Genomic DNA, 17,346 nt, shown 5'->3' with positions numbered 1-17,346 from the left:
GCCACCACGCTAAGGGTAGCTGTCCGGCGACGCCCGCACAACTGGCTCCGTTGGGCTGCATTAGGCAGGCGATCCGGTTCCCGTCCCACGTCGCGTGCCGCAGTAGGCCGGAGTGTCGGCGGCAATGGATAAGAAAGGACGAACATCGATGGTTAACAACAGGTTGCGGCATGAAGCGGAGCCGTTCCGCGACGAATCGCCATCGATTCCATGTCTCATATGGGTAGCCATTTTGGCAAAGTCTTGCCAAATGCCGGAAAACGACCAAATGTCGCGGATCGCTTCAAACCGCTTCGCGCATCATCGCGCAATCCCCGAAAGCAGGACATGATGAACCCGAGACCGTCGATCGCCTTTGCAAAATTCGCCGCGCCCCAGACGGCAGCGAACAGAAAGGGCACGGTCTTCGTGCTGTCGGCGGATGACGGTGGCCTGAGCGATATGGCCAGGGCTTACGATCCGGGCAAGACGCTGGATCGGGCTTTCCCGGTCGCCGAATTTACCGGCAAGTTCGCCGGCACTGTCGAAATCCTGGCGCCCGAAGCAACATCGCTCGACAGGTTGGTCGCGGTCGGCGCAGGCAGGGTGTCGGGGCTCGACGAGTATGCCTGGCTGAAGCTCGGCGGCACCATTGCGGCATCGCTGCGCAAGGCAACCGACGTGGCCGTGGTGCTCGACCTGGCCGGTGCCTCGCCCGATGGCAAGGACGCCGCGAACCTTGCGGCCGGCATTCTCTTGCGCGGCTATTCCTTCGACAAGTACAAGACCAGGAAGGATAAGGACGACGGCCAGGGCAGCGGCAAGGCCGATCCGAAAAAGCCGGCCAAGGTGACCATCCATACCACCGATCCGGTGGGCGCCAAGAAAGCCTTCGCCGATGCCGAGGCGGTGATCGACGGTGTGCTTCTGGCACGCGATCTGGTCAACGAACCGGCAAACGTGCTGGGACCAGTCGAATTCGCCGCCCGCGCCAAGGAACTCGAGGCGCTTGGCGTCAAGGTCGAGATCCTGGCCGAAAAGGAGATGAAGAAGCTCGGCATGGGCTCGCTGCTCGGTGTCGCGCAGGGCTCGCCGCGTGGCGCCCGTATGGCGGTCATGCAATGGAACGGCGGCAAGCCCAAGGACAGCCCGGTCGCCTTCGTCGGCAAGGGCGTTACGTTCGACACCGGCGGCAATTCGATCAAGCCGGCGTCCGGCATGGAGGACATGAAGGGCGACATGGGTGGCGCTGCCGCCGTGACCGGGTTGATGCACGCGCTCGCCGCGCGCAAAGCCAAGGCCAATGTCGTCGGCATCATCGGTCTTGTCGAAAACGCGGTCGACGGTCATGCCCAGCGCCCGGGCGACATCGTCACCTCGATGTCGGGACAGACCATCGAGGTGCTCAACACCGACGCGGAGGGGCGCCTCGTCCTGGCCGACGCGCTGTGGTACTGCAACGACCGCTTCCAGCCGAAATTCATGGTCAACCTGGCGACGCTGACCGGCGCCATTATGGTTGCCCTCGGCCTGCATTATGCGGGCCTGTTCTCCAACAACGACGAACTGGCGCAAAGGCTGACCGCGGCCGGACAGTCAACGCAGGAACGGCTGTGGCGCATGCCGCTCGGCGCCGAATACGACAAGCTGATCGATTCCAAGAATGCCGACATGAAGAACATCGGTGGCCGCTACGGCGGCGCGATCATCGCCGCGCAGTTCCTGCAGCGCTTCGTCAAGGACACGCCCTGGGCACATCTCGACATTGCCGGTACGGCGATGGGCTCGCCATTGAACGAGATCAACCAGTCGTGGGGTTCGGGTTTCGGCGTACGGCTGCTGGACCGGCTGGTGCGCGATCACTACGAAAGCTGACGTCGATCCATGGCCGATGTGCTGTTCTACCATCTGACCGAATCGACCCTGGAGGATGCGCTTCCGGGGCTGCTCGAGCGCAGCGTCGATCGCGGCTGGCGCGCCGTGGTGCAGACCGGGACCCAGGAACGGCGCGACGCGCTCGACCAGCATCTGTGGACCTTCCGCGATGATTCCTTCCTGGCGCACGCGACCGATCGCGAAGCCTACCCAGCTGAACAGCCAATCCTGCTGACCACCGGCGCCGGCAACCCCAACGAGGCCAAAATCAGGTTCCTGGTCGACGGCGCCGCCCCGCCCGACCTCGGCGGTTACGAGCGTGCGGTTTTCCTGTTCGATGGCCATGACGCGGCCCAGGTCGAGATGGCCCGGGCGCATTGGAAGACGATGAAGGACGCGGGCCACGCCGTGACCTACTGGCAGCAGACGTCAGACCGCCGCTGGGAACGCAAGGCCTAGTTTAGAGCAATTCCAGGAAAACTGTGCACCTATCCCGGGAAAGCGCGTAGCGCACTCCATAGGGAGGTGCGTAAGAACCAAGGGCTGGAGCCGTTCGGCGTTTCCCCGAAACGATGAGCATCTCCAGCCCAGCGTCGCGGGTGACAGTTCTAGAGCCTTGCCTTGATTCGGCTCTGTTTCCTGGTGACGTAGTCGCCGTATTTCAATTTCATGAACTCGTCCGAGCGGTTCCGATGCGGGCTCCTGAAAACGTACCATTCGCCATCAGGCGATTTGCGCTTGTAGATCGCCTTGCCGGTCTGGCGATGCTCGAAGCAGGTCATGGAGCCCTTCACGCCCCAGGCGCCGTGCCATTGCGCGCGGTAGCACAACTTGCCGCCGCCGGGGATGAACCATGTCCCGTCGCCATAGCCCGGCTGGCCCTTTTCGGTCGACCAGGCGTTGAATTGCCGCTGCCTGACGGCAAAGAACGCGGCCCCGTGATTGCCCCACATCCACGAATGGTTCTGATAGATTTGGTAGACGCCTTCGTCGGGCACCACGGCGCCCTTTTGCGCCTGCTCGGCGATTTTGGCCGCTGTCTCGGCTGTCGCAGGGACCTGTAAGGCAAGAACAAGAACGGAGCAGGCGAACGCCGCTCCGACACAATTACCCAGCACTCGTTTCACGGAACTACTCCACAGACTGATTCACGCCACGCCTCAACCATCATGCCGAAACACTGGTCCGGCATGGATGCCAATCAAACAAGAAAGATGGAGATCCATCCCGATCGTGTCGGGACGCATCGAACGATGCGTCTACGGCAGGACGTGCTGGGTCACCCTCCAATCGGGCAGACCATAGCCCCCCAGCCACGGCCACACTTCTTTCTGGTTGAAGTAGACAACGGACGTGAGCGCCGGGAACTCCGCATAGGACTTGCGGGAATCATCCTGCCACTTCGAAACATAGTCCTGCTTGCCGACATAGCCGAGTTCCGCCACCACGATCGGCTTGTTGAAACCCGCCACGCGGTCATAGCCGGGTTTCAGCATCTCGGCGAACGTACGGTCGCGACCGGCCTCGTCATTGTCCTTTTTCTGCAGGCCGAACACCGACAGGCCGATCACGTCGACATAGTCGTCACCAGGGTAGTATTTTTCCAGGCCTTCTTCACCTTTGGGCGACCACATGTATTTGGCCGCGGGGGCCGCCTTGCGGCAGATATCGACTTCGCGCTTGTAAGCTGAGATCCAGTCCTTGGGAGCCCAGTTGGCCCAGGTGAAGCGGCCGTTCTTGTCTTCCATTTCCTGCGCCCAGCGAATGGTTACCGGGCTTTTCATCTGTCCCACCAGGCCACAGATCGCCTGCATATTGGCATCATACCTGCCGCCCAATATGCCGTCACGCAGTTCGGGCGGGGTGATGCGCCAGTCCTTCGACCAGGTCCACGGCTCGATCGTGATCAACAGCGAGCGACCGCGCTCCTGGGCATAGGTGTCTGCCAGAGGCAGCGTCGATAGATCGACATCTTCCCAAGGCAGGAACAGTTCCTCGATGCTGGCGGTCTTGTCATTGGTGAAATCGCCATACGGATCGTACGAGCCGAATGCCGACGCGGCGCTGCTCGTCTGGACGGGGTCTGTCGCGGGGGCGGAACCGGCGCTTCCCGCGGAAGGAAACGCGGCACTTCCGCCCAAAGCCAGCGCGACTACAAGTACATTTGCTGCGGAGTGTTTCATCGTTGACCTCCTATGGCCTCAGCTTCCCATGGAAGCCAAGGCTTCGCCCGCCGCATCGATGCCTGATCGACACGACTACCCAACACCGATCGGGTCTATTGGCGGAATCTGCGGGATTTCGGAGCGACCATTGGCGGGTGTGCCAACCTGTGCAAGGGGCCACCCAAATTATCTCTCAAGGCGCCGACACTGAGGAGCTTCAGAGAGAAAGTTCGCCGCGATACTCACAAATTCGCGTCAATATTCCGATATATCATCCCTGGCTAATTTAAGAGCTGGACCGGACCAAGAGTCAAGAACAATTAACGATCGGTTAACCTTGGCGCTCGCAACATGGTTAACGCTGCCCGGCGGTGCAGCCTCCAGATCGCCTTGACCCGGCGAATTCTCCAAAGCGCAAAAAAGTGCGGTTCATCATTCCGGCATGGGTCGACGGCGACTCTTCGGCGGAATACTTGCTGCGATTCAAAGGCGTTAGGTTAACCAGTTCTCAAGAAAGCTAGTTAAGGATCGGTTAATTTAGTTGACTCTAATGAGATGTGGAGGGATTCTGAAGCCGACCTGAAAAGCGTGTCGGCCATCGTTCGGCTGATGCTCGGAGTGGCGGCGGTAGTTGTATGAGTGTTTCCGCGGACGCAGGGATCATCAGTCCCAAGACCAGGCCGACCCGGCCGCGTGGGAGGATGCACGCCAACGCCGCGGCGCAGGTTCCTTTCCTGGTGCCCATATTGTCTCCGGTCCGGCAGTGGATCCTGCGGCTCGGCCTGGCTTCCTGGTTCGTCACTCTCGGCTTTTTCTGGATCTGGTGGCTGAAGCCGGACCATATCGGATACCTCGGGTCATACATCTTTGCGACGCTGGTGCTGGCCTGGCTGACCTTGATGCCGATGTATTTCCTGCTCAACGTGCACGCTTCGAGGAAGCCATCCAAGCTTGCCAGCATCCCGAAGCGCTCGCGGGTCGCCATGGTGGTGACCAAGGCGCCGTCCGAACCGTTCGCCGTGGTTGCGCGCACCTTGGAAGCAATGCTTACGCAGGACTATCCGCATGACACCTGGCTGGCCGACGAGGACCCGTCCGAGGAGACGGTTCGCTGGTGCGATGCCCACGGCGTGTTCATTTCGACGCGGCGCGGAAGGGAAGACTACCACCGCAAGACTTGGCCGCGCCGCACCCGTTGCAAGGAGGGCAACCTGGCGTTCTTCTATGACCACTACGGTTATGAGCGCTACGATTTCGTCGCCCAGATGGATGCCGATCACAGGCCGACGCCAACCTATCTCAGGGAAATCCTTTATCCTTTCGCCGATCCGGCGGTCGGCTATGTCTCGGCGCCGAGCATCTGCGACAACAACGCCGCCGAAAGCTGGGCAGCGCGTGGCCGGCTGTTTCCAGAAGGGATGTTTCACGGGCCCTTGCAGTCCGGCCATACCGGTGGCGGCGCGCCGCTTTGCATCGGCTCGCACTATGCCGTTCGAACCAAGGCACTGAGGCAGGCGGGCGGTCTCGGTCCGGAGTTGGCCGAGGATCACTCCACCTCGATGCTGATCAACGCCGCCGGGTGGCGCGGCGTGCATGCGCTCGACGCCATCGCCCATGGCGACGGCCCGCAGACCTTTGCCGATCTCGTCACCCAGGAATTCCAGTGGTCGCGCAGCCTGATGACGATCCTGCTCGAATACTCGCCCACATATTTTCCCAAATTGCCCTGGAGGCTGAAGTTTCAGTTCCTGTTCTGCCAGCTCTGGTATCCACTGTTCGCCATCTTCGCATTGCTGATGTACGTCATGCCGATGTATGCGCTCTTCACCGGGCGCAACTTCGCCAACGTCATGTATGCCGACTTCCTTCTTCACTATCTGCCCAACGCCGTTGCTCTGGTGGGCCTGGTCATGATGCTGAAGGCATTCGGCCTCTCTCGGCCGCTGACGGCCAAGACGATAAGCTGGGAAGGCACACTGTTTCTTTTCTTCGCACGCTGGCCTTGGGTACTGGCCGGCACGCTATCGTCGCTGCGCGATTATCTGACCAAATCCTTCGTCGATTTCCGTGTCACCCCCAAGGGCAGCGGTCCCAAAAGCCTGTTGCCGGTCCGCGCCTTCGTTCCCTATGTGGCGCTGGCCATCGGCGCGGCACTGCCCGTGTTGATAATTGAGCACCCTTTCGACGCGACCGGCTTTTTCTGGTTCGCGGCGTTCAATGCATTCTTCTATGGGCTTTTGGTGGTGGTGATCGTTTCAAGACACGTCATCGAGAACAAGATCCCGTTGCGCGCCAATGCCGCGAAGATGACCTTGCAGGCCTCGCTCGCCGTGCTGGCACTCGCCGTGCCGGCCGTGGGCTTCTACGATCGCGGCATGGAAGGCGTCTACGGATTGCAGCAGGGCGCCGGCGGCTTGCGCATCGTGCGCATAGCCTATGTGATTTCCGGCGCCGGCCAGGGTAACATCGGTGCCCGCAATTTCTACTTCGATCCGGGTTGGGAAACGCCGCGCTGACGTTGAAGAGGCGCGCGCGACAACGCTTCCCGGAACATTCGCCTTGTGAGCCGGCGGCCGTCCGCGCAACCGCGGCGCAGTCTCAATAGATTCAGTTTTAATAATATCCGATCGAGTGCGGACAGACCGCGTTCATCATGTCGCTTGCGCGATTCTTAATAAGTATCCCCTAATATAAGATCATGATGCGAGCGGCGTGAGGCTGCTAGCGTGGCGCGGAACACAAAATAACCGACAATATATCCCCGCGCTCCAGTGGCTTATGTTTGCAGGGGACGTCGATGAAAACATATATTGGAAATGGGCCAAGGATCGGCAAGAAATATGCCTGTGCATTCGCAGCTGTTGCATTGATCTCGATGGTGTCCGGTTGTCAGAGTATGGATGCGACCAAGACCGGCTCGATCAGCACCAGGCCGGAGGCTCATATGCTTGGCCAGAAGGCTCACTACGTCCAGAAGAAACGGTTGCATCTGGTCGATCGCAAATCGCTCACGCGGATCACCAGCGTGACACGCACGAGAGAGGAGGCCTATGCGGCTTTCGTCCGGCCGCAGCGGATCGGCAAGACGGCGCCCGTGAAGGTTTCCTACAGTTTGGGCAATAGCGGACCGTTGCTCGGTCACTCTCCCTGGATTTGCGGCCCGAGCGGCTTTGGCCAGCGCGCCAGCTGCCGTTCGCGGTACTGAAGCAATTACGGGAACAGTGTGTAACGGTTTTCCCGGGACAAGCGCGTAGCGCTTGCCCTTGCGAAACTGCCTGGAACAAAGAGATGGATTGGTTCGGCGTCCTCTTTGAAACTGTGAACCGTTCTAGAGCGTCAGACCTGGAAGTGGCGGCGTGATTTGACTTATGCAGCCGCCGCTCCGTTCCTCGCGGGGGGCGCGAGCCGAGGGCAAGAGGTTGGCGAGGGATTGCGCCTGACCTCTTGCCCGCGGCCGCCATTCCTGGCGATGGCAATCGGCGGACGCTGCCATTCTGTCCCTCGATCGGCACTTTCCGCCTGAAACCGAAATCCCTGTCCGGTATTCCGATCACGTCACGACAAACGGGCGGGGCGGTGCCAGCCGCTATCATTGTCTTCCGGCGCCGACCGCGGCCGCGCGACGTAGGCCGACGATCCGTTCGCTTCGTGATAGACGCGTGCCAGCATTTCCGCCAGCACGCCCGACGTCACCATCTGCACCCCGGCGATCAGCAGGAAGAAGCCGGTGAACAGCATCGGCCGTGTTCCGATGGCTTCCTCGAAAAACACCTTCAGACAAAGCAGATAGGCAAGGATCAGCGAACCCAGCGCGCCGAGCACGATGCCGATACCACCGAAGAAATGACCGGGCCGGGTGCGATAGCGCATGAAAAAATACATGAACACCAGATCGAGCACGACCCTGAAGGTGCGCGAAATCCCGTATTTGGACTGACCGTGAATGCGGGCGTGATGCGTCACCACCTCTTGTGCGATGCGTCGTGGGGTCGTCACCGTGGCCAGCCATGCCGGGATGAAGCGGTGCATCTCGCCATAGAGCTTGACGCTGCGGATGACGGTGCCGCGATAGACCTTGAGGCTGCAGCCATAATCCTTGAGGCGCACGCCGGTGACACGCGCGATCAACGCGTTGGCGATGCGCGAGGGGAGCCGGCGCATAAAAAACCCTTCCTGGCGATCCTTGCGCCAGCCGACCACCAGGTCGAGATCCTCGCTCAGCAAGCGGTAGACCATGCGCGGAATGTCGTAGGGATCGTTCTGCAGGTCGCCGTCGATCGTGGCGATGACGTCGCCGCGTGCCGCGTCTATGCCGGCCTGCATGGCGGCGGTCTGCTTGTAGTTGCGCACCAGCTCGACCGAATGCACATGCGGGCCGTATTGCGCCGCCAGGCGCCTGATCTCGCTCACGGTCGCGTCGGTGCTGCCGTCATCGACCAGCACGACCTCCCATGGCTGGCCATAATGTTCCATGGCCTGGTGAATCCGCGCCAGCAGCGGCTCGACGTTTTCGGCCTCGTTATACATGGGCACGACGATGGACAGCGTATGGTCCGGCATCACCGCGCCGTCGGGCAGTCCCGAAGCAGGGATAGGTAATACGGTCATAGGGATGGCTTCCTTGCAGATCCGGCGGCCGGGTTCCCCGGCAGCGTCGATTTCGAGGGAAACAGCCAGGCAATCGCGCCCGTGACGACAGCTGAGCACAGGATGAAGAGGTGCAATGCCAGCGCCGCCTGCAAGCCGCTCTTCATCGCAATTCCGGAAGTCAGCAGCGCCGCCGCCGCCGCCGCTTCGTAGGTGCCGAAACCGGCGACGCCTTGCACCGGCAATATCGCGGCGCCTTCGGCGCCGACGACGCCTGGAAAGGCGGTGGTGAACGATGTGCCAAGTATCAGCGCCAGCAGCCATCCCTGCACGGCGAGCTTCAGCGACCAGTTGGCGATCGTCCACCACCAGCCGTAGCGCGAGCGCCCCGTCGCCTCGGTGAAGATGTCGCGAAGCAAGCCGAGCTTGGCCACGATCTTGCCGCGCCCGGCCCAGTCATGCGGCGCGCGCGCCCAGCGCGGCAGGTACCATGCCACCGCGACCAGGACGGCCACGCCCGCGACCCTGATCGCCGGATGCAGGCCTGGCCACACCGCCAACGCCAGCACGCCGACGACGAAGGCATCCTGCAGCCTGAACCACAGCAGCGAGGCGCTGGCGCGCATGAGCGGTACGCCGAAGATCTGGCGCAGGAGCAGGGGAAAAGCCGTCTCGCCGCCGCGGAAAGGGACGACGTTGATCATCGCGTTGTGGATCAGGATAACGCGCAGGCAGGCGCCGAAACGGCCTTGCACCTCGTCGCGGAACTCGTCGCAGACGCGCAGCGTTCGCAAGACATAGGTGACGAAAAAAGCGAGCGTCGCCACCGCGAACGTCCCGGGCGTGACGCGGTCGAAGGCGTCGCCGACCGTCCTCCAGCGCGAGTCGCTGGCGAGCCAGACCAGCAGGGCCAGCGTCGCGACTATCGAGATTGCTCTTTTCAACCAATTCTCCGCTGGTTTTCGCCGCCTCGTCCGGGCGGCGGCAATGCGTGGTGCCCGGATGCCCATGGCGTCAACCGGAATCGGCGCCTGGCCCACCGCCTTGCCGAACTCCCGCGGACGAAATGCGGAGCCGTCGACTGCTGGGACCATGTCCAAAACCCACGGCCCCCGACCGTCGCGGCTCTCAAGGGCGGGTGATCCTATAGACCAGCAAATCATCGGAATCCACAAGCTTGGTTCCGGTCTTGTCCAGATAGTCGATGACCCCGTCATGATGCTCGACGAACAGCAGGTCTTGCTTGTCGGCGGCGTTCTTGGCCGCGCCGAACAGATCTGCGCCTTGCGCGCGCAACTCCTCGAGCTGCGCGATCGCGGTGTCGTCGTCCGCGACGAATTTCGACCATTCGACATCGCCGCCGCCGGGCGGGAACACCCAGCCGCGCGCCCTGCTGTAGTAGACAGCCACTGGATCGCCGACCTCGGGCGCTATTGCGACGACGAGGTCACCCGGTTGTGCCAATCTCGCCAGTTCCTCGCCGAGCAGCTTGCCATTGATGGCAACCGGCTTCTTCATTGTCTTGACGAGGGGAAAGGTCGACCACACGAGCGTCACGGCCACGATACAGATCGAGCGCAGGACCATGGCCGGCGACGGAGCGTTGCCCCATGGCAGAGTTGCCAGGACCAGTGCTCCTCGGCCGCAGAACATCGCCAACGGGACATGGAAGATGTGGTAATTCCAGGGATTGCTGGTGATCTCGCGCGCCGCCGCCAGATAGACGGCCATGGCCGCCACCAGCCAAACATAAGGAATGGCCGAAAGTGTACGTTGTTTCTGGTTTTCGGCGGGGGGCGGCATCCAGAAGCCCACCGCGATCAGCACCATGAACGGATAGCCGTAGAACCACCAAACCGAGGTGTTCCACACCGATTTGAAGTAGAAGCTCTCCTTGAAGAATGCCCAGAAACCGGAATCCCAGATATAACCGCTGCCCGCGACATGAAATGGCGGATAGGTTCGGCCGAGATAGATCGCCCAGCTGAAATATGCGGCGATGATGGCCAGGCTCAAAAGCCCTGACAGGAACACCCTGGTCGCCTGCTTTCGCTTCTTCTCGACAATCCAGCAAACCATCAGGTAGAAAATGACGGCGCCGGCGGCGAGCCCCGGCGGTTTCGCCAGCACGCCGAGCGAGAAACTGACGGTGGCAACCGGCAAAAGCCAGCTGCTGCCGCCGGCCCAGTACCTCGCGAAAAGCCAGACGCCTGTTGTCACCAGGGCCAACATCGACGGATCTGGAAGAAACGAGCTGTCGATCATGATCGCCGCCGGCATCAGCGCATAGGCAAGCGCCGCCGCATGGGCATGCGTTTCGCCCCAGCATAGCGCCGTCAACCTGTGCAGCGAAAACACCGTGACCAGGCCGAAGAAGGCCGCAACCATGCGGCCAAACCAGTCGTGCCAGCCGAAGAGTTGGTAGAGCAGGGCGGTTAGATAGCTGACGATCTGGAACTCGCGGCCCTGATAACTCGGCCCGGGCCCGGTCCAACTGACCTCAGGGAAGAAGATATTCCAGCTGCGCTGTTGAAAATTGTCGGCCATCATTGCTGTGCTTGTCTCGCGCCAGCTGAAGACGTCGACCAGCGGCAAGGTTATGTTGTGGAACCTGAACACGATCGCGATGAACAGGATCCCCAGCAAGATAGCCGTGTCGAGGTTCAGGTAATTGCGAGCAGCCGAGCCCCAAGCAGTCGGCTGCCGCGGGTATTGCTGAACCTCGGCCTGATTTAGTTCCGGGTCGGCGCCCATTTGAAACCGCATCCTCTCTGACGGATGTTGCTTTTACACGCGATTGTCAAAGGTGAAGGAGTATACGACGCAATCCTTAATTTTGGCGAAAGCGGGCGTCGCGAAAGTTGACATCGCAGCTCCCGCGGCTGTTAAATAGTTCACAGGCCTGTCGCGCCGACAGCGCTGCCTTGGGCCACAATACAGACATGCCAACGCCGATTGTACCGATAGCTCCGACCAGCTTGCCGCCGCTTGGCGTCGACCATCCGCCACACAACGAACCTCGTCGGACTGCAAGTTTCACGCCGCTCCTGTTTCTCCTGGCCTTCTGCGGTCAGGTGGCCCTCGCGGGAGCGACCCACGCGGCGGCCGCCAAAGACGGCGCACCTGCAAAAGCGGACAGTGCCACTGTGCCAACCCCCTATGAGCTGCAGCTTCTGTATGCCGATCGCACATGGGTGTGGAAAAACGGAGCGGCCTATTTCGCACGGGGCAATCGACGCCTCGAGGCCTGGACGTCGGGGCAGGATTCAGCCTCTGTCGCCGAGGGCAGGTGGCTGGTGACCAAGGACGGCAAGATGTGCATGGATGTCGCCTGGCGATCCAAGAGCTACAAGGGCAAACAGCAGCGTACCTGCTATAGCCATCAGATCAAGGATGGAACCATCGAGCAGCGCAAGGATCCGGACGGGGAATGGTACAGTTTCAAACGAACTCCCGAGGATCCCTCCGACGAACACCGAAAATTCGAACCTGGTGATACCAAGGCCGCTCAGTTTGAAGAGGCCCGTAAGTTGGTCGATTCCAAGAATTAAGGCTGGCCAGGCTGGGCCCACGGCATGACGGGAAACGCCGTTCCTGGCTCCGTTGTGGCGTCCCCATATGGCATCGGTGACGGCGTGTGCGGCGTGTCGGAGTCAGGCAGGCTGCTTTTGCCGGGCCTGTGAAGAAGCTTGCGAATCGCTTATAAAAGCGCGGAGCAGTCCGGCAGGAATTGCCGTCGCACCGACCGCCAAATGGTCGCATTCGATTCCTCTCTGACAGAACGACGAGACGATGGGTACACCACCATACGGCTTTCATGAAATTTAATAATTAGTGATGTCTAATATTCTTGTGTGATGTGCGAGTGGTCACTGAAACGACGTGAGGCGGCGCAGGCGTCGCAACGCGTCCTGGCTTTACTCAAAGGCAAGGGACACATGGCGAACAATTCCGCAGCGGGCGTATTTCGCCCAAGCAAGAAAGCCCTCTCTATTGTTGTGGTGGCGGTGACCTCCCTGGTTGCAGGGTGTCAGGTCATGGATGCGACCAATACCGGTTCCGTCATCATCACGCCAGCCGTGCACCCGGTCCAGAGCAGGCCTCCAGTCCAGCCATTCCAAGGTGGATATGTTGTGCAGTCGCTCAGGGCCGAGCCCCAGGTCCTGATGACAAGCACCACACGGACCACTGAAAGAACTTACGCTTTTGCACCGCCGCCGGTTACAACCCCGACGTTGGGACCTGTGAAGGTCGCTTTCAATCCCGTCGATGGCGCTACGTTCTCGGGCGGTTCGCCCTATGTCTGCAGTCCCAGCGGATTTGGCCAGCGCGCCAGTTGCCGAGCCCGCTCTCTGTGATCTATCGGGCAGATGCTGCCGCCTTGCTTGGCGGCAGTGTCTCCGGTTTCGTCCGCAGCCCGAAGAATGGGGCGGCCGTCCTGACGATCGTGTCGATGTCGGAAAGCTCAGGCACAAAGCCAAGATGCGCGCGCGCCTTGCTCGGATCGGCATAGAGTTCGGCCGGGTCCCCCGGGCGCCGGGCCCTGAAGACGGCCGGGACCGGTCTTGACGTCACCCGGCTGACCGCCTGGACAATCTCCCTGATGGATACGCCTTGTCCGGTGCCGAGGTTGACCGCTAGGCTTTGTCCTCCGCCTTCCAGGTGTTGGAGAGCTTTCAGGTGGGCGCGAGCCAGGTCGCTGACATGGATGTAGTCGCGCACGCAAGTCCCGTCCGGCGTCTCATAGTCGGTGCCGAAGACCTCGATTTCATCGATGATGCCTGACGCCGCCATCAGAACCCTGGGAACCAGATGCGTTTCCGGCGTATGCCACTCGCCGAGTTCCCCGTCGGGATCGGCCCCACAGGCGTTGAAGTAGCGCAGGATGGCAAACTTCATTCCGTATGCGGACGCATAGTCGCCGATGATCTGTTCGCCCATCAGCTTGGTACGGCCATAAGGGCTGATCGGATTTTGCGACGAACTCTCGCGAACGGGCAATGCTTCCGGCACGCCGTAGGTGGCGCAACTGCTGGAGAAAATGATGTTTTCAATGGCGTGCGCGCGTGCGGCATCGAGCACGGCGATGGTGCCCGCCACATTGGTCGAATAGTATTCGGCCGGCTGCTGGACGGACTCGCCGACATAGGCCAGCGCCGCGAAGTGGATGACAGCGGTCGGCTGGTACGTGGCGATAGCCGCCTGCATTGCGGCACGGTCCCGGATATCGCCGACGACAAGCGGCCCCCAGGCGACGGACTTCTCGTTGCCGCGGGATAGATTGTCGAAGGCCACGGGCAGGTAACCGGCGGCGGCAAGCAGTTTGCAGGTGTGGCTGCCAATAAAGCCGGCTCCCCCTGTTACCAGGATTGCTTTCCCGGTCATGAAGCCGCCGCGGCGCCCTTGGCCAGCCGCCTTCCGTAGAGCAGGGTGTCGAAATAGTCGACGGTATGCGCGAGCCCCTGGGCCAAATTGATCCTCGGCTCCCAACCGAGATTGTTCCTGGCGAAGGAAATGTCCGGCTTGCGCTGCCTGGGATCGTCGATCGGCAGTGGCCGATGCACGATCTTTGATCTGGAATTGGTGTAGCCCACGACCAGCGTCGCGAGTTCCATGATGGTGAATTCGCCGGGATTGCCGAGGTTGACCGGGTGGGTAGGGGCACTCGGCGCGTTCATCAGCCGCATGAAGCCCTCGATCAGGTCGTCGGCGTAGCAGAAGGAACGGGTCTGCAAGCCGCTGCCATAGACGGTCAGGTCTTCGCCGCGCAACGCCTGGACGATGAAGTTCGAGACGACGCGCCCGTCGTCGGGCTGCATGCGGCGGCCGTAGGTGTTGAAGATGCGGGCAACGCGAATATCGAGGCCATATGTCCTCGAATAGTCGAAGAACAGGGTTTCGGCCGAGCGTTTGCCTTCATCATAGCAGGACCGCGGTCCGTGCGTGTTGACATTGCCGAAATAGCTTTCGGGTTGCGGGTGCACGAAGGGATCGCCGTAGACCTCGGACGTGGAGGCCTGGAATATCTTGGCGTTGTTGCGACGCGCCAGTTCCAACAGGTTCAGCGCGCCAAGCACGCTCGTCTTGAAGGTATGGATCGGATCTGCCTGGTAGTGTGGCGGAGAAGCGGGGCAGGCGAGATTGTAGATCTCGTCGAACCGGAGGTCCAAGGTCAATGGATCGACGATGTCGTGCTCGATGCAGCTGAATCTCGGATCGTGCAGCAGCGCATTGAGATTGTATCTTTTGCCGGTATGGAAATTGTCCACCGCGACGACGTCGTATCCGTCCTGCAAAAGACGTTCGCACAGGTGCGATCCCAGGAAGCCAGCGCCCCCGGCGACCAGAGCCCGGCTTCGGTTGTGGCCCTTGCCGTTGCCCTCTTGGTCGTTCCTGGAACCAAGTTTCAGAACCTTTACGACCTTACTCATTCAGTCCTCCTACGCACCGCAACACTACCCGTCGGGCCGGGGCAAAGCACTGCCCGGCCACGTTCTTGAAACGCGGCAATCCTCCGCATCCGCGGATCGCCATCATTGATGCGCGCTTGTCATTTTCTGAGTTTGCGGAGCCACTGCCGCGCGGCTTCTATGCTGCCGTTCAGCAGTCCATGCGCCCCGAGATCGCGATCACGCGCTTGGTGCCATCATCGCCGATTGCTCGCCCAAATTGCACATCCCAACGAATTGAAAATATACCTGTGGAAATTCCAGTCAACTAAATTAGCGATTTCTTAACCAATTGTGTTTGCCAATGGTTAATCATGAGGCGGCACGCCCGCTAGTCGCGTGCAGGTGGCCGTGGGCGCGGTTCCTCATTTTGAATCAGCATATTGGCTCGACCGCGAAGAGATTCCACATGCCACGGCGAGCTGTTCTCGGGCGCGCCATCAAAAAGCTTGATATCGAGGAATGCCGGGAAGTGCCCTCGTGAGGCACTGGGATGCGCAGCCCCGGAGAACTACCCGAATGAAGAAGGTTCAGAACGATTCAAATCTTCAGGTTGCAATGAGATTGTTGCCCAAATCCGCTCGGGCTGCAGACGTAAACATTCGGTTGTGAAAACCTTGCCAGTATCGCTTTGTGAATGGAATCCGCATCGCAGCTGGCAGTGGCGCAGGGCAGACCAACAGTCAAAATTAGAAGGCAAAATCGGCCCGCGGGAATAAGGTTTAATCCCGATTTCTTTTCGTCGGGCCGCCCGTGATCTCTGTGCATTCGAGGTCCCTCATCCGTAAAGATGCGAGGCGACATTCCCCTTTCAGGCGCGTCGAATTTATAGTGGAATGCCGGCTATCTCGGCAATGGCATTTGAGGGCTTAGGCAGGCTCTTGTCTATTGCGCGATCACGCATTCGGGTTGAACGCAGCACTGGTGTGCGAGCCGTAAAATGGCCGAGGCTGACGATGGCCCGCTTCGCTGCGGGCCATCCCAGCCCTTTTGTCGAGTGTGATGGATCTCTCTTGAAGCAGGCCAGGCTTGCCAGCGGGCTTACTGCCCGCCCATTTCCTTCTTGAATGTATCGAAATCGACCTGCATGCCGTTGAAGATTGTGCTCCAGTGGCGGGTCAGCGCCGCCATCGCCACGGCTTCCTGGATCTCCTCGTCGGTTGCGCCGGCGCGCTTGGCGTCCTGCGTGTCCGACCAGATGCAGTAGGTGCAAGGGATCTGTGCCGCCACGGCTAGGGAGATCAGCGACTTGACCTTGGGCGGCAGCGCCGTCTTGTCGCTGAGTTCGATGGCCTTGACCTCGGCCCAGGCACCGGGCAGACCGGTTTTGGGAAACTGTTTCACAAAGCTCGGTACACCGCCCATGGTCGACTGTATGTCCTTGAGGGTGGCATCATAGTCGTCGGCACGGGCCAGCCCGGTGCCGAGCGACAGCACGCAGGCGGCGGCGAACAGGAAAGCACGATGGGACGAAGACTGTATGGATTTGACGATGCGATGGTACGACATGGTTTCTCCTCTGGCCTTTGCTAGCCTTACGATGTAAGGTGATCGTGAAAATGAACCTTACACTGTAAGCTGTCAAGCCAGCGCTAATGGATCAATCAATCAAGAAAAAGAGAGCACGCGGGCGTCTGTCCCGCGAAATGATCGAGGACGCGGCTTTCGAGGTGATCGAGAGGGAGGGGCTTTCCGGCTTTTCGATGCGCAAGCTCGCCGCTGCGCTCGGCTGCGAGGCGATGAGCATCTACCATCACTTTCCCTCAGTGGCGCATCTGCACGAAGCGCTGGTCGACCGGCTGATCGGTGCGCTCGAAATCCCCGACGCCAGCCTTCCCTGGCGGCAAAGAATGCGCATCGCCATTGAGGATTTTCGCCGCATCGGCCGCGACCATCCCGCCTATTCCAGTTTCATCGTTACCTATCGGATGAACTCGCCGACTTGCCTTGCCTGGTTGAACGGCATTATCGGCTTGTTCAAGGACGGCGGCTTCGACACTGAACTCAGCGCGCGGCTGTTCCGCACCGTCGGATACTATCTGATGGGCGCGGTGCTGGACGAGAATGCGGGCTATTCCAGAGGCCCGTCCGCGGTGAACACGGTCAGCGACGAGCAATTGGCCAGGGACTATCCAAATGTCATGGCAGCCGGGCGCTTTTTTGGTGCCGCCGAATTCGACAAGACATTCGAACTCGGCCTCGACATGGTGCTGGACGAAATGGAGCGCCTGCGCGACGGTGCGAATGCAAGCCAGCCGTCCGGCAAGGTTTGATTGCAAGGTGACCGCCTG

Annotated in this window: 15 protein-coding genes; 7 read left to right on the top strand and 8 right to left on the bottom strand. The window is 60.7% G+C overall.

The genetic code is table 11. The features are described from left to right. Nucleotides 1-330 precede the first annotated feature (330 nt). Both EN845_RS03720 and EN845_RS03715 read left to right on the top strand, forming a co-directional pair. Complete coding sequence (locus EN845_RS03720) at nt 331-1,854, top strand: leucyl aminopeptidase (protein WP_127871438.1); 1,524 nt, start codon at nt 331-333, stop codon at nt 1,852-1,854. Between the two features lie 9 nt (nt 1,855-1,863). Next, nucleotides 1,864-2,313: a DNA polymerase III subunit chi gene (locus EN845_RS03715; protein WP_127871439.1), complete on the top strand. Its 450-nt coding sequence runs from the start codon at nt 1,864-1,866 to the stop codon at nt 2,311-2,313. Nucleotides 2,314-2,462: 149 nt separating this feature from the next. On the opposite strand, the gene EN845_RS03710 is transcribed toward EN845_RS03715, so the two are convergent. Both EN845_RS03710 and EN845_RS03705 read right to left on the bottom strand, forming a co-directional pair. Beyond that, the gene (locus tag EN845_RS03710; protein ID WP_127871440.1) at nt 2,463-2,981 is read right to left on the bottom strand and encodes a DUF995 domain-containing protein; all 519 of its coding nucleotides are present in this window, start codon (nt 2,979-2,981) and stop codon (nt 2,463-2,465) included. A 132-nt stretch (nt 2,982-3,113) separates the two neighbouring features. Beyond that, nucleotides 3,114-4,037 carry a glycoside hydrolase family 26 protein gene (locus EN845_RS03705; RefSeq protein ID WP_127871441.1) on the bottom strand — a complete coding sequence of 308 codons (924 nt, stop codon included), beginning with the start codon at nt 4,035-4,037 and terminating at the stop codon, nt 3,114-3,116. 617 nt (nt 4,038-4,654) lie between these two features. Between EN845_RS03705 and EN845_RS03700 the strand changes: the two genes are divergently transcribed. Then, entirely contained in the window at nt 4,655-6,535 is a 1,881-nt protein-coding gene (locus EN845_RS03700; RefSeq protein ID WP_127871442.1) for a cellulose synthase catalytic subunit, read from the top strand. Nucleotides 6,536-6,963: 428 nt separating this feature from the next. After that, nucleotides 6,964-7,224 (top strand): hypothetical protein, encoded by a 261-nt coding sequence (locus EN845_RS35970; protein WP_245464269.1) that lies wholly within the window; start codon nt 6,964-6,966, stop codon nt 7,222-7,224. 350 nt (nt 7,225-7,574) lie between these two features. Here the strand turns inward: EN845_RS35970 and EN845_RS03690 are convergent, their stop codons facing one another. From EN845_RS03690 to EN845_RS03680, 3 genes are all read right to left on the bottom strand, one after another. After that, complete coding sequence (locus tag EN845_RS03690; protein ID WP_210212407.1) at nt 7,575-8,579, bottom strand: glycosyltransferase family 2 protein; 1,005 nt, start codon at nt 8,577-8,579, stop codon at nt 7,575-7,577. 44 nt (nt 8,580-8,623) lie between these two features. Next, complete coding sequence (locus EN845_RS03685) at nt 8,624-9,550, bottom strand: lysylphosphatidylglycerol synthase domain-containing protein (RefSeq protein ID WP_127871443.1); 927 nt, start codon at nt 9,548-9,550, stop codon at nt 8,624-8,626. A 184-nt stretch (nt 9,551-9,734) separates the two neighbouring features. After that, a complete protein-coding gene (locus EN845_RS03680) occupies nt 9,735-11,360 on the bottom strand; it encodes a glycosyltransferase family 39 protein (protein WP_127871444.1) in 1,626 nt (541 codons plus the stop codon). A gap of 188 nt (nt 11,361-11,548) precedes the next feature. Here EN845_RS03680 and EN845_RS03675 point away from each other — a divergent pair, with 188 nt between their 5' ends. Continuing rightward, the gene (locus EN845_RS03675; protein WP_167531201.1) at nt 11,549-12,157 is read left to right on the top strand and encodes a DUF995 domain-containing protein; all 609 of its coding nucleotides are present in this window, start codon (nt 11,549-11,551) and stop codon (nt 12,155-12,157) included. Nucleotides 12,158-12,965: 808 nt separating this feature from the next. Here the strand turns inward: EN845_RS03675 and galE are convergent. Both galE and EN845_RS03660 read right to left on the bottom strand, forming a co-directional pair. Next, nucleotides 12,966-13,991: a UDP-glucose 4-epimerase GalE gene (gene galE, locus EN845_RS03665; protein WP_127871446.1), complete on the bottom strand. Its 1,026-nt coding sequence runs from the start codon at nt 13,989-13,991 to the stop codon at nt 12,966-12,968. Further along, nucleotides 13,988-15,037, bottom strand: coding sequence for a UDP-glucuronic acid decarboxylase family protein (locus EN845_RS03660; RefSeq protein ID WP_127279833.1), 1,050 nt, complete (start codon nt 15,035-15,037; stop codon nt 13,988-13,990). The genes galE and EN845_RS03660 overlap by 4 nt, the downstream gene beginning before the upstream one ends. 65 nt (nt 15,038-15,102) lie before the next feature. Here EN845_RS03660 and EN845_RS03655 point away from each other — a divergent pair, with 65 nt between their 5' ends. Beyond that, nucleotides 15,103-15,327, top strand: coding sequence for a hypothetical protein (locus EN845_RS03655; RefSeq protein WP_127279834.1), 225 nt, complete (start codon nt 15,103-15,105; stop codon nt 15,325-15,327). Between the two features lie 769 nt (nt 15,328-16,096). Here the strand turns inward: EN845_RS03655 and EN845_RS03650 are convergent. Further along, on the bottom strand, nt 16,097-16,564 hold the full coding sequence (locus EN845_RS03650; protein ID WP_127279835.1) for a carboxymuconolactone decarboxylase family protein: 468 nt from the start codon (nt 16,562-16,564) through the stop codon (nt 16,097-16,099). Nucleotides 16,565-16,701: 137 nt separating this feature from the next. Here EN845_RS03650 and EN845_RS03645 point away from each other — a divergent pair, with 137 nt between their 5' ends. Further along, nucleotides 16,702-17,328, top strand: a complete 627-nt coding sequence (locus EN845_RS03645) for a TetR/AcrR family transcriptional regulator (protein WP_245511626.1) — start codon at nt 16,702-16,704, stop codon at nt 17,326-17,328. The last annotated feature ends 18 nt before the right edge of the window (nt 17,329-17,346 follow it).

The sequence above is a fragment of the Mesorhizobium sp. M8A.F.Ca.ET.202.01.1.1 genome (assembly GCF_004791595.1).
In the GTDB taxonomy this organism is placed as follows: Bacteria; Pseudomonadota; Alphaproteobacteria; order Rhizobiales; family Rhizobiaceae; genus Mesorhizobium.
Note: the sequence above shows the minus strand (reverse complement) of the source record. Positions and strands in the feature narration are given on the sequence as shown.

Coding starts and splice junctions, on each gene's coding strand:
- EN845_RS03720 (WP_127871438.1), top strand. CDS start 331: ATGAACCCGAGACCGTCGATCGCCTTTGCAAAATTCGCCGCGCCCCAG.
- EN845_RS03715 (WP_127871439.1), top strand. CDS start 1,864: ATGGCCGATGTGCTGTTCTACCATCTGACCGAATCGACCCTGGAGGAT.
- EN845_RS03705 (WP_127871441.1), bottom strand. CDS start 4,037: ATGAAACACTCCGCAGCAAATGTACTTGTAGTCGCGCTGGCTTTGGGC.
- EN845_RS03700 (WP_127871442.1), top strand. CDS start 4,655: ATGAGTGTTTCCGCGGACGCAGGGATCATCAGTCCCAAGACCAGGCCG.
- EN845_RS35970 (WP_245464269.1), top strand. CDS start 6,964: ATGCTTGGCCAGAAGGCTCACTACGTCCAGAAGAAACGGTTGCATCTG.
- EN845_RS03690 (WP_210212407.1), bottom strand. CDS start 8,579: ATGCCGGACCATACGCTGTCCATCGTCGTGCCCATGTATAACGAGGCC.
- EN845_RS03680 (WP_127871444.1), bottom strand. CDS start 11,360: ATGGGCGCCGACCCGGAACTAAATCAGGCCGAGGTTCAGCAATACCCG.
- EN845_RS03675 (WP_167531201.1), top strand. CDS start 11,549: ATGCCAACGCCGATTGTACCGATAGCTCCGACCAGCTTGCCGCCGCTT.
- galE (WP_127871446.1), bottom strand. CDS start 13,991: ATGACCGGGAAAGCAATCCTGGTAACAGGGGGAGCCGGCTTTATTGGC.
- EN845_RS03660 (WP_127279833.1), bottom strand. CDS start 15,037: ATGAGTAAGGTCGTAAAGGTTCTGAAACTTGGTTCCAGGAACGACCAA.
- EN845_RS03650 (WP_127279835.1), bottom strand. CDS start 16,564: ATGTCGTACCATCGCATCGTCAAATCCATACAGTCTTCGTCCCATCGT.
- EN845_RS03645 (WP_245511626.1), top strand. CDS start 16,702: ATGATCGAGGACGCGGCTTTCGAGGTGATCGAGAGGGAGGGGCTTTCC.